Consider the following 24488-nt stretch of genomic DNA (forward strand, 5'->3'; position numbering starts at 1 on the left):
CCGCATTCAATTACTACAAAGACCTTCAGGAGAAAGGTTACTATAACAGAATCATTTCCGGTAATATCCAGCAGAGAATTGAGGTAGACAGTGTCGTTGCCAACTTTGATAGTTACCCTTATGACGTAAAGACTTACGCAAGACAGTTCATTATCAGATCCAGTAACCTTACCATCAGAAATTTAATCACCAACTGTTCATTGGTTAATTCTGTACGGTCTGACAGCAATCCGCAGGGATTTACCGTTGAAAAATTTAACGTGCTTGAAAATAGAGATGTCGAAACTATTGAACGCTAATAATACCGATATGAAAAAACTAAGAGATAAAATCGACAATTATGTTTTAAAGGGTGAGAAAAATTGGAAAGCTCTTCCTGTAGAGCGACAAAAATTCCTGACCAAGGTTTTCTTTGGCAGTTATGTTTTGCTGACAATTATTGTCATTATCAGTGTCTTCATTTCTACAAGTCAAAGAAGTAATACAATGTCTATCAATCATATTGATGGTATTTCTAAGAAATCTATTGAAAAAGATTCTGGACAGAATGATACAGTGGAATCACTCATTAAAAAATAGAATATGAAAGATTCAGAGAAAATTAAAGTGACAGAAAATGATCTCTCACAAAATTCCAACGTAGTGAGTGACCATCCCAAAGCTCAATGGGAGAGACTGAAAAAGCCTATCATCTATCTTTTGATGGCTGCCGTATGTGCAATTTGCTTATATCTTATTTTTAAACCAAAATCTAATAATACCATTGCTGAAGAGGCAGGATTTAATGCGGACATTCCGCAAGCAAAAGATGGACATCTGCAGTCGGACAAACAAAAGGCTTACGAACAGCAGCTTTTGGAACAAAAAAATGAAGAGAAAAGAAATGCGGTAATGGACTTATCAGACTATTGGAATGACCAGAACACTCTACATTCTACTAGTAATCCTTCCGCTTCAATGTCTAATACGAGTACTCTTCAGCAATCCGATCAGAATGCCGTGAACAGTTACCGCAATGCACAGCAGACTTTGGGTTCATTCTATAGCAAGGACGATTCTGAAGTCAATAACCTGAGGAAAGAAATTTCAAGACTAAAGAATGAAGCGATGCAAAACAATTCTGTTCCCGTAGGCCTTGGTATGAATGACCAGTTAGAACTGATGGAAAAATCATATCAGATGGCTGCTAAATATCTTCCAACAGCTCCAAAGCAGAAAGAGTCTGAATCAAAAGAAGATGTTGAAAAGCCTGTTGAGAAGAACATTACACTGACATCGGTAAAACCGGGGCATTCCAGTGTTGTTTCCTCGCTATACAGAGAGCCGTCTGACAGTGCTTTTATTACAGGTTTGAATAAGAACAGGTTTTATAACGCTCAAAATGAAAAAACGATTTTAGGCCAATCTAAAAATGCAATTAGAGGTATGGTCTATGAGACTAAGAGATTGGTTAATGAAAGTACATTATCTATAAGGCTTTCAGAAGCGATGCAGCTCGGAAGTATTGAAATTCCTCCAGGCACTATGCTGGTTGCAGCAGTTAAATTTCAGGCTGGAAGACTTCAGTTAAAAATCTCTTCCATCCAATCTCAAGGTAATGTCTATCCTGTGGAAATCAATATTCATGATAATGATGGACAATTGGGATTATACGTTCCGTATTCACCGGAGCGGAATGCAATAGGTGATATTGTTGCCAACATGAGCCAGACTTCAGGCACCAATATTATGATGACCCAATCGGCAGGACAACAGGTTGCAGCTGATCTGAGCAGGGGAGTAGTGCAAGGATTGTCGGGTTATTTTCAAAAAAGAGTGAGACAATTAAAAATCACTGTAAAAGCTGGCCATCAGGTTTTACTCGTGCCCAAAAATAACTAATAAAAAAATTAAAGAATGAATACGCAAAAGAGCCATTATATTCTCATAATACTATTGCTTCTATTGGCAAGCAAGGTATTGGGTCAGGATTCCGTGATGACTTATGTTTCATTGGAACAGGCTAAGCTGGAACCTTTCAGGTTGCAGGTTACTTACAGTAAAACGACCCATCTGGTATTTCCTTCATCTATACGGTATGTTGATCTTGGAAGCGATCTGTTGGTTGCCAATAAGGCAGAGCCTATCGGCAATGTTCTCAGAGTCAAATCTGCAGTCAGAGATTTTGAAGAGGAAACCAATTTTTCGGTTATTACTGAAGATGGAAAATTTTACAGTTTCGATGTTTTTTACAGTGCATCTCCTGATATCCTCAGTTACGATCTTGTAAAGATGGAGAGAAACACTGAAAATTCAACCGATGTACTTTTTGAAGATCTCAAAGGAAGCTCTTCATCTTTCACAGAATTGATTATGGAAAACCTGTATCGTAAGAGCAAAAAAGAAATAAAGCATATTGCAGCAAAGAGCTTCGGTATTCAGTTTTCTGTTCGTGCATTACATGTCAATGACAATAAATTCTACTTTACCCTGCAAGTTGATAACAAAAGCAATATAGAGTATGATATTGAATTAATCAATTTTAAAATTGTAGATAAGAAGAATTTAAAGAGAACTGTTATTCAGGATAAGCTGTTACAACCAACCAGGATTTATTCGCCGGTGATGACCTCAAAACATAATTCGAGTGTAACAGTTGTTTATTTACTGGAGCAGTTTACCCTGTTAAAGGATCAGGTGTTAGAAATTGAAGTTCTGGAAAGAAATGGAGGGCGGCATCAAAAAGTTCAACTTGAGAATAAGGAGCTGATCAATGCAAGACTGATCAATAGTTTAAATTTTAAAACCAATTGAGATGAACAAATTATTGATAGCAATACTTTTCATAAGTACAATGAATGTAAAATCATTTGCCCAGCAGATGATTCCCGGACAAACCGGTGTTGAAATTTCCTATTCAGTATTTCCAAAATCTCCTAAAAAGCAAAATTATATAGTAAGTATGGGGTTTGTTTCTTACGTAAAGAATGGGAATTACTTTTTTGGTCTGGCAGAATATAGCAGGAAAAATTATAAATACACCAACTATGCTATTCCGATAGATACATTTCTGCTGGGCGGTGGCTACAGCTTTTATGTATGGGGAGATTTCATGAGAAATGTCAATCTTAATCTAGGAATTGGAGCACTGGTTGGTTATGAGCAGGTTAATGGAGGTAATGAATTAATTTACGATGGCTCAATGCTTAGCTCTGCAGATCAACTTATTTATGGTGTGGGTGGTAAGTTGTTGCTTGAAAGCTATCTGACGGAACATTGGGTATTTCTTGTGAACGGGCAGCTGCGCTTTTTAAAAAATAGTCAAATGGCACAGTTTCACCCTCTGTTGGGTTTTGGAATAAGATATAATTTTTAAAAATAATATAAAATGAAAAATATAATTAGTAATAAAATTAAAACACTATTCAAGTTTTCTTTAATACTGTACATTATCGGATTACTTGTTCAATCTTGCCAGAAAGATGATTTAGAAATTCAGCAGAATTTTTCTTTTGAAGTGTCTGTTATGCCGGTTCCTAAGGACATAGCTAAAGATGATTATGTTGAGATACGTATTACAATACTTCCTGAAGGTAATTTTTCTGACACGAAATATTATCTGAGGTATTTTCAGTTTGAAGGAACAGGAAAGCTGCAGTATTATAATACAAAGCCCTATTTTCCTAATGATAGCTATCCTCTTTATGAGAAAGAGTTCAGATTGTATTATACTTCAACCTCGGAAGTTTCACAATCATTTACGGTATGGATCTCTGATAGTTTTGGAAATGAGAAGAAAATTGAATTTCAGTTTAACAACAAAAAAATAGAATAACAAATCAAGTGTCTTTAGCTGATAAATTTTTGATAAAAGGGGAGAATTAGAATTATGTTTTAATGCTTGCGAAAAGATGGTTGACCATTGAAGGGCAATCACCTTTTCGCGACGTCACAAGAATCCAGGCCGATTATTGGCTCTGGATTCTTTATTTTTCAAAAGGTTAAGATTCTTATAATATACCTTCATCTGCGAAAGAGAAGGAGTCCATAGAGGTTATTATACAATGATCCAATAAATTAATATTTAATAGTTGTCCTGCTTCCTTTATTTTCTGTGTAATGTTTATGTCCTCACGGGAAGGTGCCAGGTTACCGGAAGGGTGGTTATGAGCTATAATAAATGACACGGCATTGCATAATAAAGCTCCCTGCATAATAATTCTTATATCAACCAGAGAAGAGGTAATCCCGGATTCTGATATTTTTTGTATTCCTAAAACCTTATTGGCCTGATTCATATACATTGAATAAAATGACTCTCTGTAATCGATCTGATCTGCATCAAAATGTTCCCGGAAAATATCTGTAGCATCCTGTGAGTTCAGTACTTTTTTTTCGGTATTTCCTTTTCTTGTATAGATTAATTTGATCTCATTCACTATATTATATTTCATAGTTATTGCTCTGAGCACGGCAGAGCCTTGTATTTCCCGTACTTAAGTTAAACAGCATTTATTTAAAATATGATTGAACTGCTCCGTACCTGTTTTATTAGGTCAAAAGCTTTTCAATCTTCTCTCCTTCCTTTTCTCTCCAAGCCTTGTCAGGCTTTAATCAATGTTTTTCAAAAGAAAACCGGAAAAAAGAAAGCAGATATGAAGTGTTGACAATGAAAAAAGTCAAAAGGAAACGGAATAATTGGAGGGTACCTTTAGGGAGGAAACCATTTATGCCGTAGTCTTTTGAGGGCACAAGCGATGGCTGGCAACAATACCTTAGCTGCCTTTTTACCGATTTTTTATGAAAAAAAATAAAAATTATGCTATCCATTCCTGTAAAGAACAATTATGAAAACTGTTGATAATCTGAGTTAGGATATGATTTCGTACTGTCGGACACCTTATTTAAATATATTATTAGATTATAAAACTTGCCTTTATCGGCAAAAATCCATAAATTTTCTTTCGTTTAATTATCAATTTTTGCCGATAAAGGCATTGTAAAATATTTAAGAAGACTATTTTTCGTGTTGCTACTAGAATCCATTTTAATTATTTGCTCCAATCCTTTTTTAAATAACAGTGATCAAGCAAATTAATATTTGTTCTTGCATATCTTACAAAAATTAGATGTTTTTGATGGAAAAAAGCTATGGTTAATTAACTTCAACAGAACGCCATCATATCCATTCTGAAGACATTTCAAGACCTCCCAGGATTGATGATCCATATTAATGATGATTTATAATCATTAAGCCAATCATCATGAAAAAACATAAAGAACATAGTAAGGGATCATATTCGGGCGTCAAAAAATATATTCCATCTATTGAATTAAAGAGAATTCCTCCTGATAAAGCCTTGTCAGCTCTGAGAAAGTCGGGTTATGATGTAAACGAGGAACAATCAGAAGAAATAATGGAGTTTTTATATATTGTTGTAAAACTTACCCTTAAAGAATTTTTTACATCTGACTGATTATTTGTATTTTAGTGACATATTAGAATGATGAATTTCTACGGTGACTTTTTTTTCAGTGTTACCACCTAAAATTTTTTTTAATGAAATCATCAACACTATGAATATAGCAGATCTATACATCCGAGTCTCCACTGATGAACAGGCTGAAAAAGGCTATTCCCAGAGAGATCAGAACGAGAGACTACGTAAATATTGTGAAAACAACAATATATTAATCAACAAGGTCATTTACGAAGATCATTCAGCCAAGAGCTTTGAACGCCCTGAATGGAAAAAATATCTGATTGAAATCAAAAAGAGAAGTCATAAAAGCAGTCTTGTTCTGTTTACGAAATGGGACCGGTTTAGCCGTAATACAGGAGATGCTTATCAAATGATCAGCCTTCTCCAGAAAAACCACATCATTCCTCAAGCCATTGAACAACCGTTGGATATGTCAGTTCCTGAAAATAAGTTGATGTTGGCAATTTATTTATCAACCCCTGAAGTTGAAAATGATAGAAGAGCCTTGAATACATTCCATGGAATGAGAAGAGCAAAAAAGGAGGGGCGATTGATGGGAATAGCTCCTTACGGATATGTTAACAGAAGTCACGAAGATGGTAAAAAGTATATTGCCATAAAAGAACCGGAGGCTTCAAATATTATATGGGCATTTAATGAGATTTCGAAAGGGCATATTCCTGCTGACCATGTGAGATTGCAAATGAATAAAAGAGAGGGTGTTTCTATGTCGAGAAGCGCATTTGCCAAAGCCATGAGAAATCCGGTGTATTGCGGTAAGATTTATATAGAAGATTATAAGCAGGAAGAAGCTTATTATATTGATGGAAAACACGAAGCGTTAATTAGCGAAAGACTGTTTTATCAAGCGCAGCAGATCATGGACAAAAAAAGAAGAGTAGAAGGTCCGGGAGGACGTGTATTTGGAAATGACCGTTTTCCGCTTCGAGGTCTTTTGATCTGTCCGAGATGTGGAAAGAATCTTACTGCAAGTGGTGCCAAAGGTAAATCTAAAACCTATTATTACTATCACTGCCATTATAAGTGCGGGTTTAGATTTAACTCCGAAAGATTAAATGAACTGTTTGAAAATGAAATTTCAAAATTGGAATATAATCCAATGATCAAAGACCTGATGAAAGAGATCCTTTTAGACAATTATAAGCAGTTCACTTACGATATAGATGTGAAAAGAAAATCTATTTCAAAAGAGATCAGTTTGCTCAATGAAAAAATTTTTAATGCGAGGGATAAATATCTCGCCGATAAGTTAGATGAAGATGATTATAAAGAGATAAAAATGCTCACAAAAACCCAAATCGAACAGCTAGAATTGGAACTTCAGCACATTGTCTCAGAAAGTAAAGAACTTGACATCAAGACAAAAATAGAAAACGCTCTAGATTCAATGGAAAACCTTTCAAACCTTTACCAGCAGGGTGATCTGCTTACAAAAAGAACGATAGGGTGTTTAATATTTCCTCAAAAAGTCGAATTTGACGGAAAAAGTTTTCAAACACCTAAAATGAATATTGTTGCTCAATGTATCTACCAGTATAACAGTGGATTAGGAAATAAAAAAAACCGACATAAGAGAGTGAAAACTTCTAATGTCGGTCTAGTGACCTCGACAGGATTCAAACCTGTAACCTTCTGAGCCGTAATCAGATGCGCTATTCAGTTGCGCCACGAGGCCTTGTGTTACCTTATCGTTTAAAGGTTTGCAAATATAGCACTTTTTTCCGTTCTTTGAAAGATGAAACAAAGAATTTTACTTTTATTGACGGTTTTTGCGCTAACAGCTTGTAAAAGAGAATCAAAAATTTCGTCCTCAGATTGGACCAATATCTCTGCCCGTACTCAGTTTAAGGAACATGATGGTACCTTGGAGCTAAAATCAGGGAATTTTACATATAATTTTAAACAAAATCAAACTCCATTTAAGAAAATCATTTTGTTGAATGCGAGTATGGCAGGATATATTTCAGAGCTTGGAGCAGAAAATTTAATCATAGGAGTTTCCAGTCCGGAATATATTTATTCAGAAAAAATCCAGAATCTACTTAAAGAAGGGAAAATCCAGAACGTAGGAAGCGAGCAGAAATATGATGTGGAAAAGATTATCTCCATGAAACCGGATGCTATTTTTACTAACCATATTGCCAGTTTTGACAATACTTACGAACTGTTGAAAAATAATGGCATTCAAGTGGTATTTCTGGATGAATACATGGAGCAGAAGCCTTTGGAAAAAACGGCTTATATCAAACTTTTTGGAGAATTTTTAGGAAAAGAAAAAGAAGCGGAAACAAAATATCAGGAAGTTGAAAAAAATTATAATGATCTGAAACAGCTTGCATCAAAGGCTAAAGAAAAACCTGTGGTACTTGCGAATGAAATGTATGGGGATGTCTGGTATCTTCCAGGTGGAAATACCTCTGTTGCCCATTATATTTCGGATGCCAATGCCAATTATATCATGAAGGACAATAAGGATGAGAAAGCATTGACAATGAGTTTTGAAGAAGTATATGCTAAAGCAGGAGGCGTTCAGTATTGGGTGAATGCAGGAAGTCATGTTTCAAAAAAAGAAATGCTGAGTATGAATCCTTTCTATGGGAAACTGGATGTATTCAATAAAGGGAAAATTTATACCATAGCAGGAAAAGAAAAACTGAAAGCCAATGATTTCTTTGAAAGTGGTGTGGTAAGAGCAGATTTGATCCTTAAAGATTATATTAAGATCTTTCATCCTGAACTTTTACCGGATTATCAGCTTACTTACATGAAAGAATTGCAGTAACTCGTACTATTTCCTTATTTTTGCCTTTCCTTTTTATAAAATTATGTGGAAAAAAATTAAACAGCTTATCTTCATCATTCTTGTTCTGAATGTAGTTTTTATTATCTGGGGCAGATTCTTTAATCCGCCCATTACCCTTACCCAGATAGGAGGTCTTTTTGAATACGGAAAACTGCACAGGGATTATATTTCCTATGACGAAATGGGAAACAATGTGAAAAAAGCCGTAATAGCTTCAGAAGATCAAAAATTCTTTGATCATGATGGTTTCGATTATACAGCGATCGAAAAAGCGATGAAATATAATGAGAAAGGTAAAAAAGTAAGAGGAGGAAGTACCATTTCCCAACAGACCGCAAAAAATGTTTTTCTTTGGCAGGGAAGAAGCTGGGTGAGAAAAGGGCTGGAAGCTGTGTATACTTTTATCATCGAAAAAGTGTGGAGTAAAGATATTATCCTTGAAAGATACCTGAATTCTATTGAAATGGGGCAAGGCGTATTTGGAGTAGAAGCGGCAGCGCAGTATTATTTTGGAAAGTCATCTAAAGATCTAAGTGCTTCAGATGCAGCCTGGATTGCCGCGGTATTACCCAATCCAAAAAAATATGACCCTAAAAGCCCATCTCCCTATTTAAGAAAGAAACATAATTGGATCATGAGACAGATGAGGAATGTGAGTTTGAAATAGTATCTTTGTACTAATGAAATTCTTTAATTCCAGCACAAACTTTGAGTCAGTTCTTAAAAAATATTTTTCTTTTAAGAATGAAACCCTTTCTTTAGAACCCTTTGCAGAGTTTTTAGAGAGTATCAAAGAAGCAGACTTTACAGATGTGCTCAATTTTTTCAGAAGCAATCCTAATTTTGCTGAGAACTTTAAACATTACATTCACAATATTTTTAAAGGGAGACCTTTCAATCTTTCACTGACAGAAGCTAATATTCTTTCAGAAAATGCCTTCTTTCCTGAGCTTAAAAAAAGAATCCTGAATAAGGTTTTACCACCCGTTGAAAATGAAAAGACGGTATGGTATATGATCGACAATGTGAGTCTCAGACCAAAGAAGGATTTGAAATATCTGCATAATCTCCCTGAAAATGAGATTGATGAATTTTTAAACATGCTGGGAGCTTCAGATTTTATTCTGAAACCCAATGTGAAAAAAGAACTCATTTTCTCTATGAATATTCTTTCCTGGAGGGTTACGGGGATGGCTATGGAGGTAGAAGTGGTGAGAATGGCTCCACAGTACAGAAATTTGGACAATCCGTTTCTTGCCCTTCAGAATGAGCTGGAAACATTAGCTGAAGACCTGATAAAAGATCCTCAGTTACAGCTGCATTCCAAAGACAGCAGATATAAGCAGATTAAAATCTATGCAGAACAATGCTTGGAATTTGTGAATATTGCTTTTAAAAATTCTGCCAAATATGGTATTTCCGGAAAGATTAACCAATCCCTGCTTAAGATCCGTCAGCAGACTGACCGAATTTATGATATCGTACAATTGTTGGTCATTGATACTGATGAAGATGTCCTGATAAAATCTAAGCAGTTGATCTTTAATATTCTGAGCTATAAATCTCATAAAAATAATATTTCTGATCTCATTAACGATAGTACAAGGCTGATTTCTCACCTTATTACCAATCATACCGCAGAAGCGGGGGCTCATTATATCACTTCTACCCGGAAGGAATATATGACAATGTTTTACAAGGCGAGTGGCGGAGGGATTATTGTAGGAGCCCTTTGTGTTCTGAAAATGCTGTACGGATATATCCCGGGAAGTGATTTTTCACACGCTTTTCTATACTCAATGAACTATGCAATGGGATTTGTGATGATCTATCTGATGGGCTTTACCCTTGCTACAAAACAGCCGGCTATGACTGCTGCTACCATGACGAAAGTATTGTCTGAAGAAGGAAATGCCCAAAGAAATAATACTGAGTTTGCCCATTTGGTATCCAAATTATTCCGAAGTCAGTTCATTGCCTTTGTAGGAAATGTATTGCTTGCCTTTCCGATAGCGCTTGCTATTATTTACGGGCTGGATGTATTTTTCTCACAAAATCTGGCGGTAGACAGATCGGATAAATTATTAAAAGATCTTGATCCTTTTAAATCAAAAGCAATTCTGCATGCAAGTATTGCTGGGTTTTATCTTTTTATTTCAGGGATTATTTCAGGAAATATCGGAAACAATTCCGTGTTTTACCAGATTCCGGAAAGAATTGCCAAAAACCTTTCAATCAGAAGCTTTTTCGGAAAGAAATTTGCAAAAGGACTTTCAAAATATTACGCTAAAAACTGGCCTGGGATTGTTTCCAACTTCTGGTTCGGTGTATTTCTTGGGGCGACAGCTCCGGTAGGGATGTTTTTTGGCCTCGATTTAGATATCAGACACATCACCTTTGCAGCTGGTAACTTTGCATTAGGGCTATATGGAAAAGATTTTTCAGTAGATTCCTATACCTTCTGGATGTCTTTTGTAACAGTTTTCCTGATCGGTTTCTTCAACTTCCTGGTAAGTTTCAGCTTATCCATGTTCCTGGCATTCCGATCCAGAAAGATGAATTTCGGACAGGTAAGTGAGATCTATAAAGAAATTTTCAGATACTTTATGAAGCATCCACTGAAATTCTTCCTACCATTAAGCTCCAGGCTGGATAAAAAGGCAGATGATCTTATGAGCAGTACCATTTCTAATAAATCTGAAGAACATTAATTAAAATAAAAAATGCTACCCGAGGGTAGCATTTTTATATAGGTACGCATTTTCTGCCTTTATAATATCTGAAGGTCATGAAATTTATCTTCTCCAAATTTATCCTGAAACTTTTTGAGATAAAAGCTTTTACGCATTTTAAAATCATGTTTCAGTAAGGGGGAATCAATTTTAATAATAATACATTGGTTTTCTATATTGACACTTCTTATTTCCTTGAAAAGACTTTCGTCAAGATACTCTTCAAGGAAGTCTTTAATATCAAAAGCTACAAGTTTATGTTCAAAACCATAAATTCTGGCAAAAGATTTTACCAGTTCAGAGGATTGATATTCACGTTTTTTCTTCTTCATTGTCGTGGTGCGGGGTTGGATGCGTGATTCGGGTTTTAGAGTTCCGTGATTTGGGAATGATAAGTTAAGATAAAAAATACTATAGAAAGAGAATCAAATTCAAATGTTTCTTTTTTTGATTCAAAATTCGGAGTTTACCTATCTTAAGTGGTTAAACTTCAAAAATTATACTTTCTTCATTGATTTTCTTAACCACGCTTTCAGTACGTTCTCGATGAGTATCTGTAATGAATATCTGTCCAAAGCTTTCTTTGTTGACCAGTTCAATCAGCTGCGAAACTCTAGTGTCATCAAGCTTATCAAAAATATCATCAAGCAGAAGAATAGGCGTCTTTTTGGTAAGTTCTTTTACAAGACTCATCTGAGCCAGTTTTAGAGAAATAAGAAATGACTTTTGCTGACCCTGAGATCCTATTTTCTTGATTAAAACATAGTCCATTTCAAAAAGAAGATCATCTTTATGAATTCCTTTTGAAGTATAAGTAAGCATACGGTCTCTTTCAATACTCTCTTTTAAAAGGTTTTCAAAAGAATTTTCCAGCAGATGAGATTCATAAATAACAGATACCGTTTCTTTTCCGCCGGAAATAATCTCATAGAAATTCTGAACAATAGGGTTGAGCTGTTCTACAAATTCTTTTCTTTTATTAAAAATTTTAGTTCCGGATCGGGTAATCGGGTCATCATAGATTTCCAGCGAATCTTTATCCCATGTTCTGTTCTTGGCAAAATATTTCAGTAAAGCATTTCGTTGTTGAATCGTCTTCTGATACTGAATCAGATCAAAAAGATATTCAGAATCCGTCTGGCAGATCATAGCATCCAAAAATTTACGTCTGCTTTCCCCGGAGTCTGAAATAAGATTAGAATCATAAGGGGAAATCATAACACTTGGAAGATAACCAATATGATCTGCAAGTCTGTCGTAGCTTTTATCATTTTTCTTGATCACTTTTTTAGCTTCCTTCGGCTGGGTAACTCTGATGATATCTTCACTGTCCTCATTCTGAACTTCAGCATCAATGGTAAAAAAATCTTCCTCTATTTTAATATTGTTAAGATCAGTATTCCCTAAAAAACTTTTCCCTACGGATAAATAATGCAGAGCATCCAGAATATTGGTCTTTCCCACACCGTTATTGCCCACAAAACAGTTGATTTGCGGGGAGAATTCAAATTTTTTCTCAGAGTGGTTTTTGAAATTGTAGAGGGAAAGCTTTTTGATAATCATTCGTCAAAAATACTCCATTATTAGTAAAAATAAAAAGGGAAGTGCAGAACAAGTTTCCACCCCGAATGAAAAATAGGTGTCATCTCTTTTATTTTCAGAGAAATAAATAAAAATATAAGTTATAATGCTTGCCATAAAAAAAGCCAGAGCATATTGTAAATCGAGATAAAATATTCCGATGAAATTGCTGATGAAAACAAGTGTATAGGCAATATATTTGGTATTTTGTACCCCTATCAGCATAGGAAAGGTCTTTACGGTATCACTGTTCATATCCCGGATATCAAAAGGAAGCACAAGCGCAGTGATAAAGAAAAAGCTGATCAGAAAAATGGGAATACTGAATTCCGGAAGGGTGAGCCAGCAGTTGACCAAGGCCCAAACTAATCCAACATAGAAAACTTTTAGCAGGGGGATTTTCCGGATATAAACATCAAGAAAAAAGCTGTTATAAAGCAATCCCAATACTACAATAATGAACCATTTTAAAAGCCTTATTTCATTATGATTGTGGATGATTAAAAAGGCACATACAATTCCGGCTATTGCATTTACAATGACTATTTTAAAAAAATATTTTGTGTATTGATATTTAGTATACAGATAACCACTGAAATAAGTGATGAAAATAAACAGAACCGTAGGTAAACGGAATGTGTTTTGCTCTTTCATGAAAAATACTGCAAAAAGAGTTCCCATAAGAGAGACATAAAGCTGGCTGTCTATGACAGTTTTTTTCAGTATTTTTAAAATGTTCATTTATCAAAATTAATATATATGAAAAGATTTTCCAAGATTTTTATGCTTTTGCTTCTAATGCTAAGCTTTTCAACGGTATCCGCACAGAAATATTACGATACCCAATGGAAAAAAATTGCTGACAACAGTACCAAAGGAGCTTATAAATCTAATCTTCCCATTATTTTAGACATACAAAAACAAGCCATGAAAGAAAATAATGCCTTCGAACTGATCCGTTCTCTGAAAGCGGAGTTCAGTATTGTAAACCAAACGGTGGACGATGACCAGAACGATTCCGCTTCTCAATTTTTTAAAAAACTTAAAGATGCAGAAGGCAAACTGAGTGGGGAAGGAAAATTGGTATACAAAGTTTTACTGAATGGCTTTTTTATGGATCATTACAGCCAGAACTCATGGAAAATAAACGGAAGAACCAATATCAACTCTCAGGATGTTGCACAGATTGAAACCTGGAGTAAGCTTGATTTTAAAAACTATTTGACAAAAAGTTACCAGGAACTTGATCAGGAAAAACCTGAAATGAAAAAGATTTCCCTGGAAAAGTATAAAAATATATTTTCCGGAGCGAGTGATATCGCCTATTTTCCAACATTGGCTGATTGGTATGCAGTGAAGAAAGTAGAATTTTTATCTGAAAACAATATTTTTACAAAAAATGAACTGACAGCAAATCGTACTGCAATTAATGCCATTTATGATGAATTAATTGCTCAGAATACCGGAAATGCTAAGCTGTATTTCATGAAAGAAAAGATTACAGAGAACTGTAACTTCAATCACTGTAAAGATAAACTTCAACAGCTTCAGAATTTGTTGAAATCTGATGTAGAAGGAGATTATAAAGTGATGATCATGGGAGATATCATGGATGAACTGACTGGCCAGAAGAAATCTAAAGAAGCTATTGCAGTAGCCGTCCAGGCTAAAAGTGAATATCCGAAATCTCTATTCATTGAGAATATCAAAAGTAAAGAAGCGCAGATTATAAATCCATATCTGACTTTAAAATATGAAGCTCAGACTCAGAATAACCTTCCGATTCATTTTGTTGCCCAATATCAGAACGTGTCAGAATTTACCCTGAATATTTATGAAGTAAAAGATGATTTTACTTCACTGCTTCAATATGTTCAGAACTCTTATTCTAATACTTTCGGAAAACTAAAAAAGAATCTGGTAAGAAAAGAAATATTTCAGCTTCCTGACCCTAAGGATTATCAGAACCATAGCACTTCAGTGGAAGTGAAACCGCTTCCTTCAGGAGTATATGTAGCAGAATTTACGGTTGCAGGAGCTGACATGAAAGATTCAGACTCCAGACAGAATTTTTACTTTCTGGTGTCCGGAAACAGAATTATTTATCAGTCTAAAACAGACAGAAAGCCCCTTTCTGATGAGTTGAAGCTGGTGAACAGTGAAAACGGTAAACCTGTGACGAATGAAGGACTTAGATTTTATGAATTTGTTTCCAATAAAACTTTAAATAAAATTGAAGGAACAACCAATGGAAACGGAGTATTTAAATTTCCTGCTACAGAAAGCAAAGATTATTACAGAACCTTTCTGATTCAACAGCCTAAGACGAACGATTTCCAGATTATGCAGGTCTATGGAAACAGAGGATCTGCTGAAGATTATAATCCTAACAAACAAACCCGTTCAACAGCTCAGATTTTCATTGACAGAGGAATTTACCGTCCCGGACAGACTGTTTATTTTAAGGTTATTAATACGAATCTCAATAAAGAAGTTGAATCTGTTCTTTCAGGATTAAAACAAAAAATAACTTTACTGAATGCCAATAGTGAGGAGGTTTCTTCTCAGGAATTGACCACCAATGAGTTTGGTTCCTATCATGGCAGCTTTATCCTTCCGAAAGGAAAACTGAACGGTAATTTTTACCTGAGAATAGACGGAGAAAGCCAGGGATATAAAAATTTCAGAGTAGAAGAATACAAAAGACCAAAGTTTGAAGTAACGTTCGATCCTGTAAAAGATGAATACAAATACGGACAAACCATAGAACTGAAAGGAAAAGCAGTAATGTTTTCCGGTGTTGCACTGAACAATACCACAGTAAACTATGAAATTAAGAAACAGAATATCAGATGGAGATATTTCAGCTGGTATCCACAGGACAATGATAATGAAAATTCAATGCTTGGCGAAGCAAAGACCAATGACAAAGGGGAGTTTACCATTCGCCTGGAGCTTAAAAAAGATGAAAAACTGGAAGGAATACAAATTGATAACTATGCCATCAACGCATCTGTTACAGACATCAACGGGGAAACGCAGACCGCGAATACCCAATTGAAAGTAGCTTCAGTTTCTCATTACATTCAGGCAGAAAATATCAGCAACACGTTTGCAGATGAAAATGTAAAAGTAAAGGTAGAAACCAAAAATTATAATGAACAGAATCTTAAAAAGGCCTATCAGGTTAAGTTATCAAAACTGACCGCTCCTGATAGAGTTTTCAGAGATAATTTCAAATCTGATGTACAGAACCTTCCGAAATATTCGAAAGAAGAGTTCATTAGCAAGTTTCCACATGATCTGTTTGATAAAAACGATGAAATCAAAAATTGGAAAACGGAAAAAATATTGGTTGAAAGACAGCAGCAGCCGTCCTCTGACAATTCTCAGCTCGCGACCAATCTTGATTTAGGAAAACTGGAAGCTGGTGATTATCAGCTGGAACTTTTCAATATCGAAGGGAAAGACACGATAAAAAGTGCCCAGTATTTCAGTGTTTGGGATAAAACTTCTTTAAAACCTTCTCAAAAAACTTTTCTGACGATTATTGCTCCTAAAGAAGAATTATCAAGAGGCGAAAAAGCTAAAGTATATGTTTTCTCAGCAATTCCTGATGCATTGGTTAATGTTTTTGTGCAGGATGGATCTGGAAAAACGGTTTCAGAAGTTCATCAGATCAAAAAAGGGATATTGGAATATACCACTGAAATTCCTAAAGATAAAAGTGTATCAGATCTGAACCTTCAGTTTCAGCTGGTAGCATTCAATGATGTGAATACAGAATCTGTTTCTTTAAAAATAAAAGACACAGAAAAACCTTTAAAAATTGAAACGGTAACTTTCAGAGATAAACTGGAACCGAATTCTAAGGAAAAATGGACGGTAAAAGTAACCGGAAATGATAATGAAAAGATCAATGCTGAGGTATTGGCCAATATGTATGATATGTCTCTGGATCAGTTTGCTGCAAATAGCTTTAGTTGGAGAAAATTGTACACACCATTTGTGATCGTTACTTCTTATGGCATTAACAATTACCTGCAACAGCAAAACTACCAGAAGAAACTGAGATATTTTGAAGACAGAAATGTGCAGGTTCCACAGTTCAACTGGTTTGATGGTGACTTTAACTATTATTCGATTTCAAGAGAAACAGTTGTTGGAATTAGTAATCAGGAAGGAGTGAAATCTCCTGCTTATGCACCACCGCCATCACCCATTGCAGGAGCGAAATTTAAAACAGCAAGAGCTTCCGTTGCAGAAGATAAAATTGAGGTTATGCAGAATGTTGTTCCTGAGCCTTTAAAAGCTCCAAAAATGGATGCAGCAAATGAGGAAGTTTTGGATAAAGTAGCTGTACGTAAAAATCTGAACGAAACTGCATTCTTCTATCCGGATCTGAAAACTGATGCTGCAGGAAATGTAAACTTCGAATTCACTTCTCCGGAAGCGTTGACAAAATGGAAACTGATGTTCCTTGCCCACACCAAAGATGCAAGAGCGGCTACATTGGAAAAAGAAGTGGTAACGCAGAAAGAATTCTCTGTGACTCCAAACTATCCGAGATTCCTGAGAGAAGGGGATGAACTTAATCTGCAGTCAAAACTTTCAAACCTTACTGATAAAAAACTGAATGGTTCTGCCGAGCTACAAATTCTGGATGCCTTTACCAATGAGAATATTTCTTCAAAATTTGGAATGAGTTCAGGAGTACAAAACTTCAGTTTAAATGAAAACGGAAACAGTGCATTAGCATGGAAATTGAAAGTTCCGGACAATGTTTCCTCTGTTATTTTCAAAGTGGTTGCTAAGGCTGGTCAATATTCTGACGGTGAGCAGCAGGCTGTAGCTGTATTGCCTAACAGAATGTTAGTGACGGATGCCATTCCAGTATTTGTGAAAGAAGGAGAAACTAAAACATTTGTATTGGATAATCTTAAAAACAATACATCCACAACAGCTTCTAATGTTTCCAACACGTTAGAATTGACAACCAATCCGATCTGGGAGATCATGTTTGCCCTTCCAAGTTTGAAAAATGATCAGAATAACTCAGCAGATGTAATCTTCAATAAATGGTTTGCGGATGTGCTGGCTTCAGAAATATTCAAAGCTAATCCGAAAATGAAAACGGTTTTTGAAGAATATCAGAACAAAGGATTATTACATTCAAATCTTGAAAAAAATCAGGAGCTGAAACAACTGTTGCTGGAAGAAACACCTTGGGTACTGGAAAGTAAAAATGAAGCGGAACAGATGCAGAAACTGGCATTATTATTCGATGTCAATACGATGAAAAATTCGATTAATCAAGATTGGGATGATTTCAAAAAACTGCAAAACCCTGATGGTGGATTCTCATGGTATCCCGGTTATCCAAGTTCTTACGGTACTTCATTGTACATCCTTAAAAACTTAGGAAAAATCAATTCATGGTTAAAAGATAATGTGAAAGATTACCAAAGTGCTGACCAGAATGCTATTACAGCTAAATTGATTCAGTATGTAGATAATGAGGTGAATAAATATTTTGATGCGAAAAAAGGCAATGTATGGAACAACTGGACGATGGATTATCTTGATACCAGAAACTATTGGGAAAAGCAATATCCTTTAAAAGGAAAAGGGGCTGCTTTGAAAACATTAGTAAAACAAAAAGCAAAAACAGCGAAGATCACAGATTTCACATTCTTCGGACTTCACCGTGCAGCCTTATTAATGAATGATTATGGTCTGAAAGAGGTGTCTGATAAATTGATGACCTATCTTAAAGAAACGTCTACAGATACAAAAACACAAGGGGTTTACTGGAAGCAAAACCTGAATGACTGGGGATGGTTTGGTTCTAAAGTCGTTAATCATGCCGGAGCATTAGAAGCGTTCAATAAGTTGAAGTCTAATGACCAAAATTTTATTGAGGATATGAAAATCTGGCTGGTAACACAGAAAGAAGTCAACTCTTGGGGAAGTTCAAGAGGAACTGCAGAAGTGATCTTTACTATTTTAAATTCAGGGAAATCATGGACTGGAGCAGAAAGTGATAAAGCTACCATCGTTTGGGGCGGAAAAGAACTCGTTCCTCAGACTCAGGCTACAGGATATGTGAAGTCGGCAGTAACAACAGATGCTGTAGATAAAAACTTAGCAACAGTAACCGTTACAAAACCTGGTCCCGGAATTGTTCAGGGAGGATTGTTCTGGCAGTATTACGAAGATCTCGATAAAATCAAATCTTCTGAAAACTATATTTCTGTGACGAAAGAACTGTACAAAAAAGTAAAAACCGTAAACGGAGAAGAACTTCAGAAAATCTCTTCTGAAACGCCGTTGAAAGTAGGAGATAAAGTAACGGTAAGAATGATTCTGAACACAGACAGAGCCATGGAATTTATCCATATTAAAGATATGCGTGCTGCTGGATTTGAACCTACAGATGTATTGTCCGGATATCAATGGAAAAATAATCTTGGATATTATCAGTCAACCAAAGATGCTTCTACCAACTTCTATATTCAGTACATGCCAAAAGGAAAATATGTTTTTGAATATGACGTTGTTGCCAATGCATCAGGAAAATTCTCCAACGGAATTACAACGATGCAGAATTACTACGCACCACAGATGAATGTGCATACAAAAGGAAGTAATGTAACAATTTCAGAATAATTTATAAAAACTGCAGTAGAACTTACTGCAGTTTTTTGTTGACAGATTTCAAATAAAAATAGAATTAAATCGAAAAATCAAACAATTGTTTAATCTTGGAATGGTTTTTGAAATTAGGTTAGTATAAATTAAAAAATTATAAAGATGAAATTTTCTAAAACTTTAATTACAGGATTGGTATTGATGGCTGGAGTAAATGCTTTCGCACAAAAGAAAGCAGAAAAGTTTGAAAAACTAGAGATTGAAATGTTCCCAAAAGCTAAAGAAGGATATAAACAAGTCTATATTCAGCTTCCCGTAGCAAAAAACGAAAACGATTTAAAAGTTGAGCTTTTTGTAGGTGCTGAAAAAATGTTAGATTGTAACAACTATTTCCTGATGGGTGAAATGAAAACTCAGGATCTTCAGGGATGGGGATACAACTATTATGAAGTAGAGTCTAAAGGAGAAACTGCCGGAACCCTGATGGGCTGCATGGATAAAAAAACTACTAAAAAGTTTGTTACCCTAAAACCTGAAACAGTAAGATACAACAGTAAACTTCCATTGGTATTCTATGTACCAAAAGACATCGAAGTACGTTACAGAATTTTACGTCCGGATGCTGCCATGAAAAAAGCAGTTCAAAAGTAAATCAGCTTATTATAATTATACAAAAAACTCCTCACAGCAATGTGGGGAGTTTTCGTTTTTCTTTGGAATACCCATAATTACAGGAAAATACAACGTCATGTTTGTCATTCCGTAGGAATCCAGACTTCAAAATTCAGAATCACCTTATTATTAATTCTGTTTCCATTACCCTTAAGTTTTGTTTAAAACCAATTTATATTGAATGATTTCAAGTAGATGTTTCCTCATTATTTTCGCTGAGTAAAACGCCCCTGCGAACGAAAAAACAATTCATAATGCTTTTGTGAACATCGCGTTTATAGGTTTTGGCTGAAGCCAATTGAAATTTTGTTTTTATTAAATGGGCTAAAGCCCGTCTCCATTGAATAGGTCACTTCACGTAAATGATGTTCCATCCAATATATTTGATAAGTAGAACACTCTTGCGAACTTAGCGTTGTAATATAATTTCTTTTAAGCTAATTTCTTTTGATTATTATTTCTCGTAGATTTCTGATTATTATTCAGCAAGTCTATCCACCCACTTTGTCATTCCGTAGGAATCTAGCTTACAATATTCATAATCAGAATAAAAAGTTAAGGGTGGTTTTTAGATTGAACATCTTTTTATTCCTTTGTTATCCGATAAAAAACATAACAAAAATGAAGCACGAAAGTAGAGTTAAGTTTTTTTTTAAGTTTTTAATTAACATTTAAACGCTTTGCCCAAAACTTTATTTTGTAGAGCTTTAAACTTAAACATATTTTAAACATACTTTAAATTCACCGTATTGTAGAATTATCTTAAAGGATTTTACTTTTTTTTGCATTATATTTGTTGTAAACATAAACCATGAAAAACAATTTATTGATTTTTACGTTTAGTTTTTTTGCGTTCCCCGCTTTTGGCTGGGCACAGTCTGCGCCGGATTTTAAAGAACTTCTGGATAGTGCTATGGTTCGGGACTCGAATCTCAAAATGCAGGTTACCCAAAACAAACTTACCGATCTTGACGAACACAAACTGAAAGACATCTTTCTTCCTACCCTGGAATTGAGTGGTAAAGTCGGGTATCTCAACGGAACAGCAAGACTGACGTCACCGGAACTCAATCTCGCTCCCTTTATCAATATTCCGGAAGGAGCGTTTAATAATAATTTCAATGTATCAGGATTTTCAGGTATTGCCAAGGCAGATGCCAAAATGCTTCTGTATTCAGGAGGGAAGGTGAAGTACATGAAGAAGGTTGTTGAAGAAAAGAAGAAATCTGAAGATATTCTGCTGGAGAAAACAAAAGATGAGGTGATTGCCAGTATTTCCAGAGCATATGATCAGCTAGCCCTGATTCATCAGTCTAAAAAAGTGCTTGATGAAAGCAAAAAAAGACTTGATATCAACAGGAAAACGGCAGATAAAGCGCTCGGTTACGGTTTGATTACTCCTTATGATCATAAGAAAATAGAACTGGCTCAGGCCACCTTAGATGCCAAAATGGTAGAATATGAAGGAAAAAAAGAACTGCTTCTCACCCAGCTTTATATTTTAACAGGAATCAGGAGAGACAGACTCAGAATGATTGATCCGATATTGTCTCCGGTAGAATTGCTTGCCGCAGAAAGAGGAATAGAGCAAAGAGCTGAAATCCGTGCACTGGAACATGGGATTAGTGCTGCAGATTATAAAATAAAAGCGGAAAGGACATGGATGATTCCTAAAGTACAATTGATGGCTTCCGCCTATTATATCGGCTTGTATGGAAACAGAATCAAATCTTCAGAAAATGTAATCCCAGCCGTTCCAATACTTGGATACGAGGGCAAAAAACTAGACTGGAGACCCAATAATATTAACATATTTCCCTTGATTACAGCGGGTGTAGGATTTAAATGGGAAATTTTTGACGGAAAAGAAGGAAAGCACGCTGAAGAAACAGCCAAAGTCGGAAAAGAAGTATTACAGAACCAGAAAGAAGACGCATTGAAAAAACTGACTTTGAATCTGGCTAATAATCAGACCAATTATGATATCGCTTCCGCCCAGATCACCTTAAAAGCCAAAGAAAAAGAATTGGCGAAAAGCGCACTCGTACAGGCCGAAAAAGAATTCAGATATGGAATGAGCAAATCTTCACAGCTTATTGATGCAGAAAATGATCTTGAAGCTTCTGAACTGGAATATCAGAATGCCATTTTCAACCAGAGAAGAGCGGGAATAGAACTGATGAGGTCTACCCAGGAACTGGATATCACCAAATTTTATTTAATCCCTTAAAAATTTAAATGATGCATAAAAATATATCTATACTCTTCGCTGCTCTGTTTTTCTTGGGGAGCTGTGACAAAAAAAATGAAAAAATCAAAGAACCCGAAGGAAAAACTAAAAAGGATGTGATCTCTTTTGCTCCTAAAGTAACCGGAAGGATTGTAAAAATATATGTTTCCGAAGGACAGACTGTGAAAAAAGGTGATACTCTGGCGCAGCTTGACGTACCGGAGGTTTCTGCTAAAATAGCACAGGCCCAGGGTGCGGTAAGTGCGGCCACAGCTCAGGAACAAATGGCTAAAAATGGAGCTACAGCCGATCAGCTGAGGCAGCTTCAGGCCAAATATAAAGGTTTAAAAGAACAATATGAATTTGCCCAGAAATCTTACAAAAGAGCAAACAATATGTTCCGCGATAGTTTAATGTCCCCGCAGGTTAATGACGAAATCTACGCAAAATTGCAAGGTGCAAAAGCTCAATATGATGCTGTAGTCGCAGAATTGGATGATGTAAACAGAGGAACCCGCTTCGAAAAAATAGAAATGGCTGCAGGACAGGCATCACAGGCTAAAGGTGCTTTACAGGAAGCTAATGTAGCGTATTCCGAAAGATATATCATTGCCACCAATGATATGGAAATAGAAACGATCAGCCTAAACACTGGTGAACTGGCAACAGCTGGTTTTGCATTGTTCAACGGATATATTCCGGAAAGTACGTATTTCAGATTTACCATCCCGGAAAGTGCTATTTCAAAATATAAAAAAGGGCAGGATGTTTCTATGCAGATCGTTTACAATAAAGAAAATCTTACTGGAAATATTGTATACATCAAACAGTTGACAAAGTATGCGGATATTACAACGGCTTATCCGGATTATCAGCTGCAGGATGCGATCTATGAGATCAAAGTAAAACCTAAAGATATGAACAAAGCCAAAAGTATTTTAGTCAATGCCAATGTCATTCTGAAATAAACTGAAACAGAGTCTGAACGTGTAAGTTTCATGTTCCTCTTCAAAATATAAAAATATACAGATGAAAGAATTTTTCCGTCTTTTAAAACGTGAGTTCAAACTTTTTATCGGCAATTCTACCTTAAGGACGGTGTTCTTTTTGGCACCGGTCTTCTATGCCACCTTGCTGGGGTTTGTCTACAAAAGCGGAAAAGTTGAAAATACTCCTGTATTGGTCGTAGACAGGGACAATACTCCTTTGTCTAACCAATTGACGGAAATGCTGGATGATAATAAAAGCATCAAAATTATCAGATACCTGCAGGAACCTCTGAGCATCAAAGATGAGGTAATCAGGCATGAAGCAGCAGCTGTAGTGATTATTCCCTCAAGATTTGAAGGAGATATGCTTCAGAAAAAATATCCTGAACTGAATGTTTATATCAATACGGGAAACGTCTTAACGGCTAATTTTGCCTCTAAAGCCCTTCAGCTGACTATAGGAACCTTCTCTGCCGGAGCTTCCATCAAAGCCCTTCAGAAAGCAGGAATGCCTGCTGCAAAGGCAGCTACGCAATATGAACCTTTCAAAGCCAATTATATAACCCTTTTCAATACTACCGGAAACTATCTTATCTTTATGTGGCCGGCAATGCTGGCGGTAGTACTGCAGCAGGTAATCCTGCTGGCGATGGCCGTAAGTTTTGCTGCTGAATTTGAAAGAGGATCTTTTGTGAAAGAATATCTGAAAATGAAAAAATGGGCCTTCCCAACTATGCTGATAAAAGTGATTCCTATCTGGGTATTTTCTATTCTCATTGTAGGTATTTATTACTTTATGCACATGATTTTCCACGTTCCGATGCCGGAAGGAATACTCAACTTTATTCTTTTGACAGCAGTTTTTGTAGGGTCAGCTTCATTTTTGGGAGTATTCATTAGTATCCTGATTCCTGATGCGCTGAAGGCTACACAAATCCTTATGGTTATTGCTTCACCGGCTTTCATCATCAGTGGTTTTACATGGCCTTTGAATGCAATGCCTGCTTTCGTTCAGTTTATTGCCAATATTATTCCGTTAACTCCTTTTTTACAGGCTTTCAAAATCTTATTAATTCAAAAAGGTTCGGTAGAACTTACATTCCCTTATCTGAAACATTTAAGTATTCTTTTGGTTGTGTATGCTGTTATAGGCTGGATTGCTTTAAAGATCAAACTTTGGTTTATTTTCAAAAAAGCTGCGCCACAGGAAATAGCAATTGAGAATACTTCTCTGGAGGAGAGCGAGTAGTTTTTGGTTTGTTTAGTTGCTTGTTAATTTGTTTGCTAGTTGCTAGTTGCTAGTTGCTAGTTGCTAGTTGGCTGGATGCTTATTGATGATATATTGGG

The 24488-nt window shown here is 35.8% G+C and carries 20 protein-coding genes and 1 tRNA gene; 16 read left to right on the forward strand and 5 right to left on the reverse strand.

All coding sequences use genetic code 11. From position 1 onward, the window contains the following. The 6 genes from traK to GFU89_RS00030 form a co-directional block, all read left to right on the forward strand. Positions 1 to 299, forward strand: a 299-nt coding sequence (gene traK, locus GFU89_RS00005) for a conjugative transposon protein TraK (RefSeq protein WP_318845174.1), incomplete at its 5' end; no start/stop codon positions are given. 10 nt (positions 300 to 309) lie between these two features. Beyond that, positions 310 to 579 carry a hypothetical protein gene (locus GFU89_RS00010; RefSeq protein ID WP_318845175.1) on the forward strand — a complete coding sequence of 90 codons (270 nt, stop codon included), beginning with the start codon at positions 310 to 312 and terminating at the stop codon, positions 577 to 579. Positions 580 to 582: 3 nt separating this feature from the next. Next, positions 583 to 1881, forward strand: a complete 1299-nt coding sequence (gene traM / locus GFU89_RS00015) for a conjugative transposon protein TraM (protein WP_318845176.1) — start codon at positions 583 to 585, stop codon at positions 1879 to 1881. A 15-nt stretch (positions 1882 to 1896) separates the two neighbouring features. Then, positions 1897 to 2793 (forward strand): conjugative transposon protein TraN, encoded by an 897-nt coding sequence (gene traN / locus GFU89_RS00020; protein WP_318845177.1) that lies wholly within the window; start codon positions 1897 to 1899, stop codon positions 2791 to 2793. A gap of 1 nt (position 2794) precedes the next feature. Further along, positions 2795 to 3355, forward strand: coding sequence for a conjugal transfer protein TraO (locus GFU89_RS00025; protein WP_230036150.1), 561 nt, complete (start codon positions 2795 to 2797; stop codon positions 3353 to 3355). 12 nt (positions 3356 to 3367) lie between these two features. Continuing rightward, the gene (locus GFU89_RS00030) at positions 3368 to 3814 is read left to right on the forward strand and encodes a DUF3872 domain-containing protein (protein ID WP_318845178.1); all 447 of its coding nucleotides are present in this window, start codon (positions 3368 to 3370) and stop codon (positions 3812 to 3814) included. A gap of 175 nt (positions 3815 to 3989) precedes the next feature. Here the strand turns inward: GFU89_RS00030 and GFU89_RS00035 are convergent, their stop codons facing one another. Next, entirely contained in the window at positions 3990 to 4433 is a 444-nt protein-coding gene (locus GFU89_RS00035) for a JAB domain-containing protein (RefSeq protein WP_230036154.1), read from the reverse strand. A gap of 810 nt (positions 4434 to 5243) precedes the next feature. Here GFU89_RS00035 and GFU89_RS00040 point away from each other — a divergent pair. Next, the gene (locus GFU89_RS00040; RefSeq protein ID WP_318845179.1) at positions 5244 to 5456 is read left to right on the forward strand and encodes a hypothetical protein; all 213 of its coding nucleotides are present in this window, start codon (positions 5244 to 5246) and stop codon (positions 5454 to 5456) included. A gap of 100 nt (positions 5457 to 5556) precedes the next feature. Beyond that, a complete protein-coding gene (locus GFU89_RS00045; protein WP_230036158.1) occupies positions 5557 to 7119 on the forward strand; it encodes a recombinase family protein in 1563 nt (520 codons plus the stop codon). On the opposite strand, the gene GFU89_RS00050 is transcribed toward GFU89_RS00045, so the two are convergent. Then, positions 7085 to 7158 (reverse strand) — tRNA-Arg (locus GFU89_RS00050). The genes GFU89_RS00045 and GFU89_RS00050 overlap by 35 nt on opposite strands. Before the next feature lie 60 nt (positions 7159 to 7218). Here GFU89_RS00050 and GFU89_RS00055 point away from each other — a divergent pair. From GFU89_RS00055 to GFU89_RS00065, 3 genes are read left to right on the forward strand one after another with little or no spacing between them, the layout of a single operon-like run. Next, positions 7219 to 8265: an ABC transporter substrate-binding protein gene (locus tag GFU89_RS00055; protein ID WP_318845180.1), complete on the forward strand. Its 1047-nt coding sequence runs from the start codon at positions 7219 to 7221 to the stop codon at positions 8263 to 8265. 43 nt (positions 8266 to 8308) lie between these two features. Next, a complete protein-coding gene (gene mtgA / locus GFU89_RS00060) occupies positions 8309 to 8953 on the forward strand; it encodes a monofunctional biosynthetic peptidoglycan transglycosylase (protein ID WP_318845181.1) in 645 nt (214 codons plus the stop codon). Positions 8954 to 8966: 13 nt separating this feature from the next. After that, positions 8967 to 10997: a recombinase gene (locus GFU89_RS00065; protein ID WP_318845182.1), complete on the forward strand. Its 2031-nt coding sequence runs from the start codon at positions 8967 to 8969 to the stop codon at positions 10995 to 10997. A gap of 59 nt (positions 10998 to 11056) precedes the next feature. On the opposite strand, the gene GFU89_RS00070 is transcribed toward GFU89_RS00065, so the two are convergent. From GFU89_RS00070 to GFU89_RS00080, 3 genes are all read right to left on the reverse strand, one after another. Further along, the gene (locus tag GFU89_RS00070) at positions 11057 to 11350 is read right to left on the reverse strand and encodes a hypothetical protein (protein ID WP_318845183.1); all 294 of its coding nucleotides are present in this window, start codon (positions 11348 to 11350) and stop codon (positions 11057 to 11059) included. Positions 11351 to 11501: 151 nt separating this feature from the next. After that, a complete protein-coding gene (gene recF / locus GFU89_RS00075) occupies positions 11502 to 12581 on the reverse strand; it encodes a DNA replication/repair protein RecF (RefSeq protein ID WP_318845184.1) in 1080 nt (359 codons plus the stop codon). Between the two features lie 3 nt (positions 12582 to 12584). Next, positions 12585 to 13340: a hypothetical protein gene (locus tag GFU89_RS00080; RefSeq protein ID WP_318845185.1), complete on the reverse strand. Its 756-nt coding sequence runs from the start codon at positions 13338 to 13340 to the stop codon at positions 12585 to 12587. Between the two features lie 18 nt (positions 13341 to 13358). Between GFU89_RS00080 and GFU89_RS00085 the strand changes: the two genes are divergently transcribed. From GFU89_RS00085 to GFU89_RS00105, 5 genes are all read left to right on the forward strand, one after another. Continuing rightward, the gene (locus GFU89_RS00085; protein WP_318845186.1) at positions 13359 to 19268 is read left to right on the forward strand and encodes an alpha-2-macroglobulin family protein; all 5910 of its coding nucleotides are present in this window, start codon (positions 13359 to 13361) and stop codon (positions 19266 to 19268) included. Positions 19269 to 19412: 144 nt separating this feature from the next. Further along, positions 19413 to 19901 carry a serine protease inhibitor ecotin gene (eco, locus tag GFU89_RS00090; protein ID WP_318845187.1) on the forward strand — a complete coding sequence of 163 codons (489 nt, stop codon included), beginning with the start codon at positions 19413 to 19415 and terminating at the stop codon, positions 19899 to 19901. An 832-nt stretch (positions 19902 to 20733) separates the two neighbouring features. Beyond that, positions 20734 to 22152: a TolC family protein gene (locus tag GFU89_RS00095; RefSeq protein ID WP_318845188.1), complete on the forward strand. Its 1419-nt coding sequence runs from the start codon at positions 20734 to 20736 to the stop codon at positions 22150 to 22152. Positions 22153 to 22163: 11 nt separating this feature from the next. After that, on the forward strand, positions 22164 to 23120 hold the full coding sequence (locus GFU89_RS00100; RefSeq protein WP_318846243.1) for an HlyD family secretion protein: 957 nt from the start codon (positions 22164 to 22166) through the stop codon (positions 23118 to 23120). A gap of 61 nt (positions 23121 to 23181) precedes the next feature. Beyond that, positions 23182 to 24390 (forward strand): ABC transporter permease, encoded by a 1209-nt coding sequence (locus GFU89_RS00105; RefSeq protein ID WP_318845189.1) that lies wholly within the window; start codon positions 23182 to 23184, stop codon positions 24388 to 24390. The last annotated feature ends 98 nt before the right edge of the window (positions 24391 to 24488 follow it).

It is taken from the genome of Chryseobacterium sp. JV558 (genome assembly GCF_033712365.1).
GTDB lineage: Bacteria > Bacteroidota > Bacteroidia > Flavobacteriales > Weeksellaceae > Chryseobacterium.

Excerpts from the sequence above, each read along its gene's own strand:
- GFU89_RS00070 (WP_318845183.1), bottom strand. The coding sequence starts at position 11,350 with ATGAAGAAGAAAAAACGTGAATATCAATCCTCTGAACTGGTAAAATCT.
- GFU89_RS00100 (WP_318846243.1), top strand. The coding sequence starts at position 22,164 with ATGCATAAAAATATATCTATACTCTTCGCTGCTCTGTTTTTCTTGGGG.
- GFU89_RS00030 (WP_318845178.1), top strand. The coding sequence starts at position 3,368 with ATGAAAAATATAATTAGTAATAAAATTAAAACACTATTCAAGTTTTCT.
- eco (WP_318845187.1), top strand. The coding sequence starts at position 19,413 with ATGAAATTTTCTAAAACTTTAATTACAGGATTGGTATTGATGGCTGGA.
- GFU89_RS00080 (WP_318845185.1), bottom strand. The coding sequence starts at position 13,340 with ATGAACATTTTAAAAATACTGAAAAAAACTGTCATAGACAGCCAGCTT.
- GFU89_RS00055 (WP_318845180.1), top strand. The coding sequence starts at position 7,219 with ATGAAACAAAGAATTTTACTTTTATTGACGGTTTTTGCGCTAACAGCT.
- traN (WP_318845177.1), top strand. The coding sequence starts at position 1,897 with ATGAATACGCAAAAGAGCCATTATATTCTCATAATACTATTGCTTCTA.
- GFU89_RS00010 (WP_318845175.1), top strand. The coding sequence starts at position 310 with ATGAAAAAACTAAGAGATAAAATCGACAATTATGTTTTAAAGGGTGAG.
- GFU89_RS00040 (WP_318845179.1), top strand. The coding sequence starts at position 5,244 with ATGAAAAAACATAAAGAACATAGTAAGGGATCATATTCGGGCGTCAAA.
- traM (WP_318845176.1), top strand. The coding sequence starts at position 583 with ATGAAAGATTCAGAGAAAATTAAAGTGACAGAAAATGATCTCTCACAA.
- mtgA (WP_318845181.1), top strand. The coding sequence starts at position 8,309 with ATGTGGAAAAAAATTAAACAGCTTATCTTCATCATTCTTGTTCTGAAT.
- GFU89_RS00045 (WP_230036158.1), top strand. The coding sequence starts at position 5,557 with ATGAATATAGCAGATCTATACATCCGAGTCTCCACTGATGAACAGGCT.
- GFU89_RS00025 (WP_230036150.1), top strand. The coding sequence starts at position 2,795 with ATGAACAAATTATTGATAGCAATACTTTTCATAAGTACAATGAATGTA.
- GFU89_RS00035 (WP_230036154.1), bottom strand. The coding sequence starts at position 4,433 with ATGAAATATAATATAGTGAATGAGATCAAATTAATCTATACAAGAAAA.
- GFU89_RS00065 (WP_318845182.1), top strand. The coding sequence starts at position 8,967 with ATGAAATTCTTTAATTCCAGCACAAACTTTGAGTCAGTTCTTAAAAAA.
- GFU89_RS00085 (WP_318845186.1), top strand. The coding sequence starts at position 13,359 with ATGAAAAGATTTTCCAAGATTTTTATGCTTTTGCTTCTAATGCTAAGC.
- recF (WP_318845184.1), bottom strand. The coding sequence starts at position 12,581 with ATGATTATCAAAAAGCTTTCCCTCTACAATTTCAAAAACCACTCTGAG.
- GFU89_RS00105 (WP_318845189.1), top strand. The coding sequence starts at position 23,182 with ATGAAAGAATTTTTCCGTCTTTTAAAACGTGAGTTCAAACTTTTTATC.
- GFU89_RS00095 (WP_318845188.1), top strand. The coding sequence starts at position 20,734 with ATGAAAAACAATTTATTGATTTTTACGTTTAGTTTTTTTGCGTTCCCC.